The organism is Streptomyces sp. NPDC127197, from assembly GCF_042672405.1.
GTDB classification, from domain to species: Bacteria; Actinomycetota; Actinomycetes; order Streptomycetales; family Streptomycetaceae; genus Streptomyces; species Streptomyces flavusporus.
The window spans coordinates 1-12,251 of record NZ_JBHXVG010000081.1 but is presented as its reverse complement, the minus strand read 5'-3'; the positions used below and the strand labels follow the sequence as shown (position 1 = coordinate 12,251).

At 67.9% G+C, this 12,251-nt stretch carries 13 protein-coding genes; 9 read left to right on the top strand and 4 right to left on the bottom strand.

Features of this window, described 5'->3' with window-relative positions; genetic code table 11:
• Positions 1 to 231, top strand: a 231-nt coding sequence (locus ACFVJQ_RS44510) for a hypothetical protein (protein WP_385791618.1), incomplete at its 5' end; no start/stop codon positions are given.
• 65 nt (positions 232 to 296) lie between these two features.
• Here ACFVJQ_RS44510 and ACFVJQ_RS44505 read toward each other — a convergent pair.
• Positions 297 to 1,232 carry a hypothetical protein gene (locus ACFVJQ_RS44505; RefSeq protein WP_385517584.1) on the bottom strand — a complete coding sequence of 312 codons (936 nt, stop codon included), beginning with the start codon at positions 1,230 to 1,232 and terminating at the stop codon, positions 297 to 299.
• Positions 1,233 to 1,518: 286 nt separating this feature from the next.
• On the opposite strand from ACFVJQ_RS44505, the gene ACFVJQ_RS44500 reads away from it, so the two are divergent.
• The 5 genes from ACFVJQ_RS44500 to ACFVJQ_RS44480 all read left to right on the top strand — a co-directional run bounded on the left by ACFVJQ_RS44500 (position 1,519) and on the right by ACFVJQ_RS44480 (position 5,759).
• Positions 1,519 to 2,301: a hypothetical protein gene (locus tag ACFVJQ_RS44500; protein WP_385517587.1), complete on the top strand. Its 783-nt coding sequence runs from the start codon at positions 1,519 to 1,521 to the stop codon at positions 2,299 to 2,301.
• Positions 2,302 to 3,132: 831 nt separating this feature from the next.
• Positions 3,133 to 3,780, top strand: a complete 648-nt coding sequence (locus ACFVJQ_RS44495; protein WP_385517590.1) for a DUF1963 domain-containing protein — start codon at positions 3,133 to 3,135, stop codon at positions 3,778 to 3,780.
• A 157-nt stretch (positions 3,781 to 3,937) separates the two neighbouring features.
• Positions 3,938 to 4,297, top strand: coding sequence for a telomere-protecting terminal protein Tpg (gene tpg, locus ACFVJQ_RS44490; protein WP_385517592.1), 360 nt, complete (start codon positions 3,938 to 3,940; stop codon positions 4,295 to 4,297).
• 623 nt (positions 4,298 to 4,920) lie between these two features.
• Positions 4,921 to 5,175, top strand: a complete 255-nt coding sequence (locus tag ACFVJQ_RS44485; protein ID WP_385517595.1) for a hypothetical protein — start codon at positions 4,921 to 4,923, stop codon at positions 5,173 to 5,175.
• 236 nt (positions 5,176 to 5,411) lie between these two features.
• Positions 5,412 to 5,759, top strand: a complete 348-nt coding sequence (locus ACFVJQ_RS44480; protein WP_385791614.1) for a hypothetical protein — start codon at positions 5,412 to 5,414, stop codon at positions 5,757 to 5,759.
• A gap of 366 nt (positions 5,760 to 6,125) precedes the next feature.
• On the opposite strand, the gene ACFVJQ_RS44475 is transcribed toward ACFVJQ_RS44480, so the two are convergent.
• Entirely contained in the window at positions 6,126 to 8,147 is a 2,022-nt protein-coding gene (locus ACFVJQ_RS44475) for a helix-turn-helix domain-containing protein (RefSeq protein ID WP_385791612.1), read from the bottom strand.
• 55 nt (positions 8,148 to 8,202) lie between these two features.
• On the opposite strand from ACFVJQ_RS44475, the gene ACFVJQ_RS44470 reads away from it, so the two are divergent.
• Together ACFVJQ_RS44470 and ACFVJQ_RS44465 are read left to right on the top strand one after the other, a co-directional pair.
• Complete coding sequence (locus ACFVJQ_RS44470; RefSeq protein ID WP_385518385.1) at positions 8,203 to 8,490, top strand: hypothetical protein; 288 nt, start codon at positions 8,203 to 8,205, stop codon at positions 8,488 to 8,490.
• 233 nt (positions 8,491 to 8,723) lie between these two features.
• Entirely contained in the window at positions 8,724 to 8,936 is a 213-nt protein-coding gene (locus ACFVJQ_RS44465) for a hypothetical protein (protein WP_385518387.1), read from the top strand.
• 468 nt (positions 8,937 to 9,404) lie between these two features.
• Here the strand turns inward: ACFVJQ_RS44465 and ACFVJQ_RS44460 are convergent, their stop codons facing one another.
• Positions 9,405 to 10,289, bottom strand: a complete 885-nt coding sequence (locus ACFVJQ_RS44460; protein ID WP_385791609.1) for a L,D-transpeptidase family protein — start codon at positions 10,287 to 10,289, stop codon at positions 9,405 to 9,407.
• 103 nt (positions 10,290 to 10,392) lie between these two features.
• On the bottom strand, positions 10,393 to 11,598 hold the full coding sequence (locus ACFVJQ_RS44455) for an Ig-like domain-containing protein (RefSeq protein ID WP_067283985.1): 1,206 nt from the start codon (positions 11,596 to 11,598) through the stop codon (positions 10,393 to 10,395).
• Positions 11,599 to 11,928: 330 nt separating this feature from the next.
• On the opposite strand from ACFVJQ_RS44455, the gene ACFVJQ_RS44450 reads away from it, so the two are divergent.
• The coding region (locus ACFVJQ_RS44450) for a response regulator (RefSeq protein WP_385791606.1) at positions 11,929 to 12,251 on the top strand (323 nt) is incomplete at its 3' end.

Here is a 12,251-nt window from a genome sequence, read left to right as displayed (position 1 = left end):
ACCCCACCCGCCCCCTCCCCCCTCCTCTCAACCAATCAGCAACACACCAGGCCAGCCACCACCCCGCACACCAACAAGCCCCCCTCCAAGCGTCAACACGTCGAGGTTCTTCCCGATGGGACCGAGGTGAAGCTGGGGGTATTTCTCTCGAACACAAAGTCGAGGCGCGCCAAGCTCACCGCAGACAAACTCCAGCAGCTCGCCGACCTCGGACTGGAGTGGGCGGCGTAGCGATGAACGACTGGGTTCCCCGGCACGTGTTCTGGGACCCACTGCGTGGTTCGTTGATCCGTGGATCAGGCAGAAGGCAGCCCTGGAAGTACCGTCCCGGTGTAGGCGGCGAGCACGCTTCCCAGCGCTCCGCTGACGACAGGGGAGTTGAGGATGGCGACGATGGATCCGCCCCAGCGCTGGAGCCTGCCCGCGTCAGGAGATCCGTTGGCGGCCTCGGCTTCGAGACGCGTGGCGAGCTGGGTGAACTCGAGAGCATCGTCCTCTGGCAGTTCCAGGGCCGGCGCGGCCTGACGCAGGGCGCGAGCGAGCATGACGACCGCCGCAGGGTCGATCCCATCTTTGTTGGTCGTGGCGTTCATGGTGAAGTCACGGCTGTTCGCGGCGATGTTGCCGGTGTTCTCAGTGATGTTGAACGTTGTGTTCCCACTACTGTTTCGACGCTCGTATGCGCTGATGTCGCCGTCATAGTGCTCCACGCAGTCGAGCCCTTCAGACGTGATCTCTGCGCGTACCGGCCCTTCTCGGTTACTGACCTTGATGCCCTTGATCAGTGCCTTGGAGTCGAGATACGCGGCTGCCCGGTCAATTTCAGTGAGGGTGAGGCGATCGCCTTCGAAGAGAGCGTCGTCTGTCTCCAGGATGTCGTCGATGACGGGGAAGTCCGTGCCGTCGTGCTTTCGGTGCCACAGCCAGACGAGCAGGGCTCTACGGGCCGCAGCGCTCCGGGCTGCTGGTGATGAGCGACGGCGCAGTCGTTCTTCCATCGCTTCCAGGCCATAGGAGGTCAGCCGCGCACGCGCGTCGCCCATGGTCGACTGGCTGCCATCCAACAGACCCTTGCTCTCGCAGTACCGGAGCAGCTCGTAGGCTTGAGGGTCCGTCATCCCGCGTTCGTGAGCGAAAGGCAGGATGGAAATATCGGCCAGTGGGTTCTCCCCGGCTTGTTCGTAGACCCACTCAACAAGCGGATCCAGCAGTCTTGCGAACTCAACGGCCACTGTGGCTCCTCTCGTGCACGACCGAGGGTATGGGGCGCCTCTGACACTCGGCCGGAATCAAGCCGCCGATGCCAAGTCGCAAGTCAGAGCAGAACGTGTCAGGGCCAACGCGGTCTGTTGCGGAACCGGTTGGGAAATTTACGCTCTGCGCATGTCGAAGCAGAAGCGAGGCAGGAAGCACCGAACCCCCCAGAAGCGGGCCCCACGCCTTCCCTCGGTACCGAGTCCTCGCGCGGCGGCTCCGGTGTTGCCAAACGGCGGTTCCTCCTTGCGCGGCGACTTGGGCATGACCGCCACGCTGCTGCAGCATGCGAAACCGGACCAACTGGTGGAGCTGGTGCTGCCGCACCTGTGGGTGTCGATCATCGACGGCAGTGCGCCGGCGAATGTGTGCGTCGACGCTTGCCAGACCCTGAGGAACGCCTACGGGCAGTTGGGGGTGCGAGCCGAGCTGCAGCCGGTAAACCTGGTGATCCAGGACCAGACGGGCAACCGGGTCCGCTTCGGCTCGCTGACGCCGTCCTGGACGGGCACCTCATGGAACGGGCACTGCGTTCTCGTACTGCCCGACTCCGAACGGATCGTAGACCCCACCATTGAGCAGTTCGAGAAGGTCCGTGCGATCGGCGCGGGCCCCATGATCGGCAAGGTGGCCCTGTCGACGGAGCCGACGCCAGGCGGAGGACTTATGGAGCCCGGCGCGCAGGTGGTGCTGAGGCGCGGGGACCTGGTGGTGACCTACACGGTCGCCGGGCCGAAGGCATTGGACTCCATCCTGGACCACCCGGAGGTAAGGGCCCACGTGGCCGGCCACCGTCGTACCGGGGTGAACGTCGCCTCGCTCACGCTGGATGCCCTGCGCAGTGCAGGCGTGCGGGAAAGGGCAATGCAGACCCCCTACCCACGGCTGCATGCCCTCCTGCAGGCGGTCGGAGATGCGCCGCACGAGGCCGACGAAAACGGAGACGTGAGATTCCTCCTGCCGGACGATGAAGGCCGGGAGCGGTGGCTGCGCCTGGACGAGCTTCCGCTGTCGCCGACCACCCCGGCCGCCTGGCCCCGCTCATAGACGGCGCCATCCCGCGACGGGCTGATCGCTACCAGCCGCCGACGCCGCCGTTGTTCGGAGTCGCGTCAAGCGGTGTCACAGCATCGACTGCGGTAGCTGAAGTCGGCTATCGCAGCCATCAGTACGCGGAAGCAGATCGGCGCTGGGGCGGAAATTGGGACCTCTGGAGCGATAGGTAGTCGACACGGTGAGCGGACGGGGTCTTGGGCGAGATAGATGAAGGATTGGAGCGGGCCTTGCGTACCCGGCCGCTGCCGGTCAGCGTCAGTGGCCGCCTGGGCTTCCTGCTCAGGACGGAGAAGGGGTCCACGAAGAGACTGGCGTCAGTTCTGGGGGTTTCGCAGCGCACTGTGCAGCGGTGGGTGACACCCGGCCCGGGGAGGCGCCAGCCAGGTCCCGTGCATGGCTGCGTTGGTGACAGTGGAGAACGTTTGTCGTCGGCGGCGAAGAACAGTTGGCGATCATGTGTCGGTTGGATGTTGTCGAGTTGTGAGAGCGCCAGTGCAACGGGAGGAGGGTGAACGGGCCCCGGCCGCACCCAGCCGTCATGCCCCGGGCTGGCTGTCGTACCTGGGTTCTAGAGTCCTGCACATGTCCCGTCACACACCCAGCCGTCCGGTCGACGTGGAAAGCCTCTTTCCTGAGTTGCTGCCCTTCCGCCGTGAGTCCGTCCGCCTGCACCCGCGTCCTGGTTCTCCGACCTACGAGGACAGTTCCGTAGGAGGTCCCTTGCTCTGGCCTGCCGCGGAGCCCTGGCCGGTTTGCAGGGAGGAGCACTACGACCCGGACGGCACGAATCAGCCTGCGCCCTCGGTACCCATGGTTCCCATCGTGCAGGTTCGTCGTGTCGACGCGCCGTCCGTGCCCTTCCCCGAGGGCACGGACCTGCTGCAGGTCCTGTGGTGCCCCTACGAGCACGGCGAATTCTGCTACCCCCTGCCCCAGGTCCACTGGCGGGACTCAGGTGCCGTCGGCGACGTGCTGCCCACTCCGGTGCCGACCGCTGAACTTCCTGAGGACTGGTACCCGGCTCGCTGTGCCGTGCACCCCGAGCAGGTGACCGAGTACCCGAGTCGGGACCTTCCCGACGAGGTTCACGACGCCCTCAAAGGCCGCTTCGACGAACTGCTCGCCGAAACCGGCCTGCGGTACTCCTATCACCTGGCGGAGGCCCCAGGGATCAAGCTCGGCGGCTACCCGGGCTGGACGCAGGAACCGGTATGGCCCGGCTGCGAAGGGTGTGGCAGCCGGATGGAGCACCTCCTGACGGTGTCCAGCTGGGAATTCGACGGTGAGTCCTGGCGCACGTGGCTTCCCGAGGAGGACCGAGCCGACGAGAACGAATCGGGCGGTCGGCGATGGAAGGACGACGCTCACAACCCCGCCGGGCTGTGCCTCGGCGACGCCGGAGGCGTCTATGTCTTCGAGTGCCGTACATGTCCCGACCGCCCCATCGGGCACTGGTTCGACTGCTCGTGACTACCGGGCGCCATCGCCTACCCGCTGCGTAAGCACAAGCACACCACGAAGGGAAGCAGCCAGCCGTTCTCGAAACTCAGCGACACTGATCCTCGGCGTGAAAAGGCACTCTCACCAATGGGCTACAAACGTTCTCGGTTCTCGACGATATAGCCACGTGCAGGCGCGGGCGATCGAGGATGCCGTCCGGGCGCGGTGGCAGCCTCGGGTTCGCGAGCGGTTGCGTGTGCAGGCCGAGGCCTGCGGCTTCTTGCTGCACACCCGGGCGCGGTTCGGGTTCGCCTCCGCGGTCGGCTCCTCCGGTGACCCGCGTCGGCGGCTGATCACCCAGCGGCTGTCGGGCGCGGTAGCGCGGGAGCTGTTCGCCGTCCGGGACGCTGGCGCCGGCGAGGCGCAGCAGATGGTCATCCTGGCCCGCGCAGTGGGGCATGCCTACTTCCGTGACGGCGGAGGGCGCGCCCACGGGCTCCAGGTGGCCTTCTCGGATGTCGAGTTCGCCGACTTCACCATCGGATGACCGGGCCGGTGGTGGAGGACGTCGGGTCCGCCGCAGGCGGTGTGCGAATGTATCGGTCTACCGGCGCGGCGGGGACGGCTTTCTGGGGCGGGACAGCAGGGTCTCGTAGTGCTCGGCCTGCCCGCGTTCTGCCCAGTCCAGCAACACCGCTCCGCGGCTTCGACCACATCACCGACTCCGCCCCCGACGACTCCTGACCCCTGGCCGCCGCACCGTCGGCGGCCAGGCGCGGCGGCCCCGCCCGGCGCGCAACACCAGCGAGCGCGCCCCGATCCCCGGCAGCGACCGCGCCGCCCATCCCGCCCCTCCCTCAACTCCAGCCAGGGACATGGGCAAAGCGGCCGCAACGGGGATGTCAGACCCCCGACCACGCCCGTACGGTGGGGTGACCTGCACCGATGCGGCGGCGTCGGCGAGGCTCGCGCAAGAGAAGTCGCAGGATATCCCGCAGGAGAAGACGCAAGGGTTGGCGCAGGAGATGTTGCCGCGGGGCGGTCCGAAGCGCGGTTCGAACAGCAGTACTGTAAGGCCGTGGCAGCCTCGTACGACTTCCCCCAGGACCTGGTCGACCCCAGGACAAACTGACTCAGGTCCGCGCTGAGCTCCAGGCCCTGTACCAGAAGGTGCCGTGGTCGGCCGAACCGCTGGACGCGTGGGAGACGCACGAGAACGCCTGGCGGAAGTCGTCCCGGCCTGCTTCCCCCGGCTGGGCTCCCGAGGACGCGGCGGAGATCGCCCGGCTGCGGGCGAGGGAACTCGAACTCGCGGCACGGATCGTCGACCATGCCTTCTGGGGCGGACTCGCCCCGACCGACGTCCCTGCGACCCGTGACGCGCTCAAGCATCACCACGAGCAGCCGGCCGACGCTTCCAGCTAGTGCTGTGACCGCATAGGTTCACCGGGTTGCTGTTCACTTCATGTCGCGTGGCGCGCTTGGATGTCGTGGGACGTTCAAGCGCGGTGCCGGCAGGTGCGGTGGCAGAACCGGTCAGGGTGCGGAGGCGCGTCACACCGCGGAGAGCAGGGCACGAACCCGAAGTCGGCGGCGGCCTCGAGGCAGCCTCGCCGACCTCACCCCCAGGCCAGGCGGCTCCGCAACCGTATGCTGCGGTCGTGCCCCAGATGGGAAAGGTTCTTGCGATGAAACTGCCGATCGGCAGAGTCCTGCTTATCGGGATGCTGCTCTGCGGCGGTCTGTTCGTTTGGGCGGCGACGGCTGGCCTCAAGGCAAAACAGTGCCTGGAGGGACAGTTGCATCCGGACTTCAACGGCGCCACGATCACCGGGCGGGGTTGTGAGGTAACAACGACTTCCGGTGAGACCCTCGTCGTGCCGATCTCCGGACCGCCGTTCGAAGCCGGGGTGGCTGGGGCACTCGGGTTCGTCGTCCTGGGCATGGCGACCGTAGTCATGCTCGTCCGACGCGCACGTCGACGGTCGGTGGACCAGCGGCAGACGTAGCGCTTGGCGCCCGGCAGTGCCTTGGCAATCCCCGCCGAGGTCGCCGCCTCCCTCCCCTCCCCGTAGGCCCCACTGGGTCAACAACCCGGTGAACCTATGCGGTCACAGCACTAGAGGATCCGTAGACCAGTAGTTCACCGGATCGGGGGAAGCGAGGGCTAGATACCACTGGAGCGCAGCGATGGATACGCGTTGCCGCACAGCTGTACCTCGCACCCTCACCCCCAGCTCACACCGTCGACCTGGGGAAATGGGTGTGAGCCTCATAGACCTCACAGGCTCGGGCTGACATGGCACCAGGTGCATGACACTGGCCCGCGGCGCGAACGAGGCGGGACCACAGCAGCCGGCGGAGGTCAGGCTTGCTCATGTCCAAGGGGGTGTGGGTGTGCCATCGGGATCCAGCCCGTATGGCCACCGAACTGCAAAACCGTGTGCCTCAGCGTCGCCAGTGTCGGCGGCCCGCCTGTAGAGGGCTTCAGCACCACTATGGTCGCCGGACATCTCTCGTACCCGCGCCTGTTCAATCAGGGTGCCAACGTCAGAGGCCCGGCGAAGTAGGGACTCGGCGCCGTCATAGTCCCCAAACGCGCTCAGACTTCGCGACACGGCCATCCAAAAAGAGGTATGTGGTGGGCCCCAGGCACGTGTGACGGAGAGCGCTGCGGCGAACCTACTCAGCTTCGCCAGCGCGGCATGGAGGTTGGCATCGCGCCGGGACAGGGCCTCGGTGAGGCTCTCACCAGAATCGGTGATCTTCCTGTAGATCGCGTTGGCGCCGTCATGGTCCCCCGACTTCTTCCGCATCCGCGCCAGCGCGGCCAGAGCACCGACGCTGCCAGCATCGGCGGCCCGCCTGTAGAGGGCCTCGGCGCCGTCATGGTCTCCCACTGTCTCCCGGATCCACGCCAGCGGGGCCAGAGAGTTGGTGCTGCCGGCATCGATGGCGCGGTGCCGAAGATGGTGGGCCCACTGGTAGCGAAACCGGGATTGGGCGGCCTCGGCGAGGTTATCGAGATCATCGGTGTGGGCGAGGTGGGTGTAGGCGGCTTCCCAGAACGAGGCAGGAGGGCACTGAGCCTGGCGGGTGGTGCGGCCGTGCTGGTCGAGGTAGTCAGCAAGGCGGAACATCTGCCCCAGCACCGGGACATTCGCAGTGGCTGGCTGCACACTGCCGGGTGACCGGCGTCTTGGACGAGCCCCGACACGGCGGAGGGGTGCCTGCTTGCCGTGAACGACGCGGGCGAGTTCCGCGAATGCAGACTCCACCCAGTCCTCGGTAAGTTCGTCGTAGTCCTGGTCGCAGAGGTAGTCGATGGCAGCGTCGATGAGGAAAGCGTGCGGGAGGTGTAGTCCCACGCCGAGGCGGCGTGCGTCCATTGCCGCCTCCAGCACGGCCCTGGCGGCCGCCGTGCCAGTCTCGTAGCGGCGCAGTAGTTCGGGGGCGCCGGCGAGGTCCTGCGTGACCCGACCGTCAGCGGCCCGGGTGAGGGCATCGGCCAAGAGACGGTCGCCATCTTCGGCGAGGGCGGCTGCCGTGCACAGCGCTTCGGTGTCGAAGGTCTCCGGGATGGCGAGGGTCCGTCCGGCAAGTAGTTCCCGCACCCGGCTGTGTGGGTCTGGGGCGCCGGGCGCGGGCAGGGCCATGTAATCAGTGGCGAAGTGGGGCCAGAGGGTGCCCAGGACCAAGACCGGTTTGTGTTGGGGCTTGGTGAGCAAGTCGTGGATGGCGGCCGCAATCCGCTCCCCGACATCGGGCGGACCAAGGTAGTGCTGTGCCTCGTTGAGCCAGATCACCGTGTGGGGCCGTAGGTGCTGAAGGTCGTCGAGCGCGGCCTCGGCTCGCGTCGGGTCGAAGGGGTGCCACAACAGCCACCCAGCTTGCGCGAGGGGCTGGACGGCTTCCCAGCATGCCCTGGTTTTGCCCGTTGAGGATGAACCGACCAAGACCACCATGTGGCTGTGGCCTTGTTCGACGTCGTCTACCACGTCAGCGAGGACCCGGTCGTGGTTTCGTGGCACGTACCCGGGCAGGACCCGCTCCATTGCGGCGCCGGTTGCGTGTCCTCTGAGGGCAGGTCCGGCGGGGTGGACCTCCAAGTCATGGGGGTCCCACTCGCTGATCGGCTTGCCCGGGTCCTGACCCTGTTTGCGGGTGGAGTCGGCTCCTGCGGCAGTGCGTTGCAGATCCAGCAGTTCTTGGACTGGCAGGCGCAGCGTACGGGCCAGGGCTGCGACTGTCTCGGCTGTCGGCGCTGCCGCGTTGGTGTTGACGGCCTGCTGCACGGTCGTGCGGCCCAATTTTGCCTGGCGAGCGAGCTGCGTTTTGGTCAGCCGGGCATGGGCCAGTCCGTCTGTCAGTCTCTTGCGTAGCTCGCTGAGAGCCACGTCTCGCTCCCCCTGTTCGTGCACCGGTCCGACCCCCGCAGTGGTGTGTTCGACCGTGTTCATCATTGTCCAGTCGCGCCCCGGCGAACACCCCTTCCACGACCTTCAGCACGTCAACATCACCGTCTGCAAGGGGGTCACCATGCCTGGTATCGCCATCGTTTTGCTCACCGCCGCTTTGGTGGTTGTCGTCGCACTGCTGGTCGCCGCTGGCGCGGGCAAACTGGCGCGCCTCGACGGTGCGACCTATCCCACGGCCCTGATACGGGCCGCCGCCGCGTTCGCCACGGTAATCACCCTTGCAGCCGCGGTGACCGGCGCTCTCACTGACGTCCTCTCGTGAGCCCCGCGTCATGTTCTGTGCCGACACGCCGCACGGCGGTCGGACGTGCTGATGCTGGTGCTCCGGGCCACGAAAGTCCGGGGCACCAGCGTGTCGACAGGCAGCGTTGTACGGGAGCGCCCGGGCAACCGGCTCGCAGACCGTCGCCGCCGCAAGCTCCCCGAACGACCGCCCGCCACAGCAGCCCTTCGGCGACCAGCTGGCGCACGGCGGCCGCGGCCTCCTTGGTACCGATGGTCACCTGCGTCCTCATGGCCGCGGCCATGGGCATGAACACCGTGGCCTGGCGCGACCAGTTCGGGACGATCCCGCCGAAGGAAGCCCTGGTCCACAACTTCGTGCTCTGGCTGCTCGCCGATCTCTTCGACAGCCTGGTCGAACAGCCCGGCGTCACCGACCAGCTCATGCGGGAGACCTTCAACTCCATGGCTGCCGACCCTGATTGACAGGACCCGGCAGAGCGCCTTGCCACATCCAGACTCGCCCTGCCGACCGTGAGGCCCGACGCCCCGCGGCCCGGTCACCGACGGGTGGCGGCCATGGCCGGCCGCGCTGCGCACGCTGTTGGTGCGGTGCGCGGCCTGGACATGAAAGCCTGCGGGCCGGCCGAGGCACGGGCGTGTGTGCCGTGGCAGCCGGCAGCCGCGGGCGAGCGGACGCAGACCGCGTCGCGGGGTGCGGTCCGTGCATCGGAAGGGATGACATGCGCGTACACGAGGCCGGCGCACCGGGAGACCTGGTCGAGAGACCATGGCGCTCGACCTCGACGCCGACCGCATCCACCAACTCCTCCTGGACGGCGTCCGCGACAAGGTCCAACCCGGCATGGATCAGCGCGGTCGCCCCGCGTACTGCCCGGACGCGCCCTCAGCGTGTCCGGGCCCTCTGCTCTCGTTCGTCTCTCACCGCTCGCGTCAGCGTTTGAGGGATGCCGCGTCCCCCATGACGATCACCGGATGCCGGTCGGGGTCGAGGGTGCGCAGCAGCTCCTTCATGTGCTGCTGCGCCAGGCTCACGCAGCCATGTGTGGGCCCGTCGTGGTCGACGTGCAGCCAGATGCCGCCGCCCTTGTCCGCGCCGAGAGGGCGGGTCCAGTCGAGGGGGGAGGTTCCGGGCTTGCGGTTGTAGTTGATCGCGACGACGTAGTCGAAGGAGCCCGCGAGCGGTTCGCCCTCGAAGCCCGTGCCGCTGATGGTGAAGCCCGGCGACTGATCGTAGGGCAGTTCGGTGCCGGGATCGGCGAGCAGCCCGCCGGCGTCGGTGAGGGAGAACACGCCGATGGGCGACCGGAGATCATTGAGGCGGTGGTCGTCCGTCCAGCCCCTGAGCGCGTTGTGGGCCGGCCAGGTGGCCCCCGGCTCCCAGCCCGCGCTCGTGCGCCGGTACAGCACCACCTGCGACTTCGGGGAGTTCTTGCCCTGGCCGGTGACCAGGACGACCTGGCGCGCCCTCTCGGGGATTTGGGCCCGTGTCCGCGGCCCCAGGCCCGGCAGCTGCTCGTGGACCGCCGCGGCGGACGCTTCGCTGTCCGCGGATGTCCGCCCGGGCATGGCCTGTGTCGCGCCTGGGGCAGCGGCCGATGCGCCGTGCGCTCCGACGGCCGCCGGCCGGGCGTCGTCGGCCGTCCCGGCGCCCGTCCCCGTCCCCGCGCATCCGGCGAGGGTGACGGACAGGGCCAGGACGGCGGCCGGTATCCCCGGACGGGTCGGGCCCGGGATGGTGGAGGTGGTCGCTTGACGGTTCCCGAACGGGGCAGGGAGAAGCCGCCGTCGGGACAGGCGACGGATTGATGAAGCCATGATGATCAGCCTGCGGGAGAGATGTGAGGAACTGGTCAGCCCGACTCGGGAGGGCCGGAGCGGCTCGGACCGCGGTGATGACGGCTTGCGGCAAGGGTCCGCCTCATCGTGCGGAGCCCGCCTTCCATTGGTCCCACGGCATGTTCCAGCCGTTGAGGCCGTTGTCGGGGGCGATCGTCCGGTCGTCGGAGTTGCGCACCACGACCACGTCACCGAGGAGGGAGTTGTTGTAGAACCAGGCGCCGTCCTGCGTGGGGTCGCCGCCGCCCCGGGCGTCGTTCAGTCCCACACAGCCGTGGCTGATGTTGGTCCGTCCGAACACCGAGTCCGCGCCCCAGTAGTTGCCGTGGATGAACGTGCCCGAGGTGGACAGGCGCATGGCGTGCGGGACGTCGGGGATGTCGTACTCCCCGGCGAATCCCACCGTGGCTCCGTTCATCCGGGTGCTGATCAGCTTCTCCGATATCACCATCTGGCCGTTCCACGTGGGCGAGTTCTCAGCGCCCGCCGTGATGGCGATGGTCTTCAGGGTCTTGCCATCGCGGACGACCGTCATCCGGTGCGTGGCGGCGTCCACGGTGGAGACCTGACTGCGGCCGACGGTGAAGCGGACGGTCTTGTCCTGTTCGCCATAGGCGCCCTCGGCGCCCTTGATTCCGTCGAGGCGGATTCTCACGGTGATGGTGGAGTTGGCCCTCCAGTACTGCTGCGGACGGAAATCGAGGCGCCGCGCGCCGAACCAGTGGCCGACGACGGGCTGTCCGCTGCTGGAGCTGACCTCGATGGCCGACTCGACGGCCTTCTTCTCGGTGATCGCTTTGTCGAAGGTGAACGAGACCGGCATCCCCACACCGACCGTGGATCCATTGTCCGGGGTGAACGTACCGGTGAAACGATCGGTCTTGGCGACGGTCGTGAACGCGATCTTCTTCGTCACCTTGCGTCCGTCGGCGCCCGCGGCCACCACGGTCAGCCGGTGGGCGGTGCCGTGGTCGAGGACGGCATCGGGTGCCCAGGTTCTGCCGTCCGAGGAGACGGCGCCGCGTACGGCCCGGCCGTTCGCAGTGGCCAGGGACACGTTGGTGATCCTCCCGGCCTCGACCGTGACGCGGCCACCGCGCCTGACGGAAACATGCTTCTGCCCGTCGGCGGCGTTGAGTCGTATGTGCGGTGTGGCTGCGGCTCCGGACGCAGCGGGCGATGCCTTCCTGCGGTCACTCTCGTCTCCTGGCCTTGTGCTGCAGCCGGCCAGAAGGCATGCCGAGATCGACAGGGCGGCAAGGGCCGCCGCCGGGCGGGTGCGGTGCATGGGATCTCCGTCGTGCGCGTCGGGTGGTGTGTCCCACCGAGTCGTGGGACGGCAGCCCCGGGGTCGAGCAGCACGGTGTCGGCGCGGTCCGCCATGACCACGCAGGACCGGGCGACGGACGCTGTCGCGGCTGCGACCGGGCCACGGCTCTTCGACTCGTCGGCGCCGCCGCACCGGTGGCTTCCCGGCGTGATGCCGGCGCCGAACGCGTCGAAGGGCGCGGCCAAGGGCATGCGCCGAGCCTGGCGTCCGGATATCAGGAAGTTGTCAGGGTGTGGGAAGGCCCGCACATCGCCCTGCCGCCGATCACGCGCGCCTACAGTCAGTGGCGTGTGCGCACATATTCTGGTCGCGGAAGACGACGACATGCAGGCCAAGCTCATACACCGGCTGCTGCTACAGGAGGGTCACACCGCCGTCGTGGTCCACGACGGGCGGGCGGCAATCGACGAAGCCAAAAGCCGTACGCCCAACCTCGTCGTCCTGGACCTGATGCTGCCCAAGGTCGACGGTCTCGGCGTGTGCCGTGTGCTGCGCCGGCACGGGGACATACCGGTTCTCATGCTCACCGCCCGCTCCACCGAGGACGACGTGCTGCTCGGCCTGGAACTCGGCGCGGACGACTACATGACCAAGCCGTACAGCCCACGGGA

Bases quoted from the DNA above. Each gene is read 5' to 3' on its own strand.
- ACFVJQ_RS44500 (WP_385517587.1), top strand. From the start codon at position 1,519: ATGACCGCCACGCTGCTGCAGCATGCGAAACCGGACCAACTGGTGGAG.
- ACFVJQ_RS44465 (WP_385518387.1), top strand. From the start codon at position 8,724: ATGGTCACCTGCGTCCTCATGGCCGCGGCCATGGGCATGAACACCGTG.
- ACFVJQ_RS44460 (WP_385791609.1), bottom strand. From the start codon at position 10,289: ATGGCTTCATCAATCCGTCGCCTGTCCCGACGGCGGCTTCTCCCTGCC.
- ACFVJQ_RS44455 (WP_067283985.1), bottom strand. From the start codon at position 11,598: ATGCACCGCACCCGCCCGGCGGCGGCCCTTGCCGCCCTGTCGATCTCG.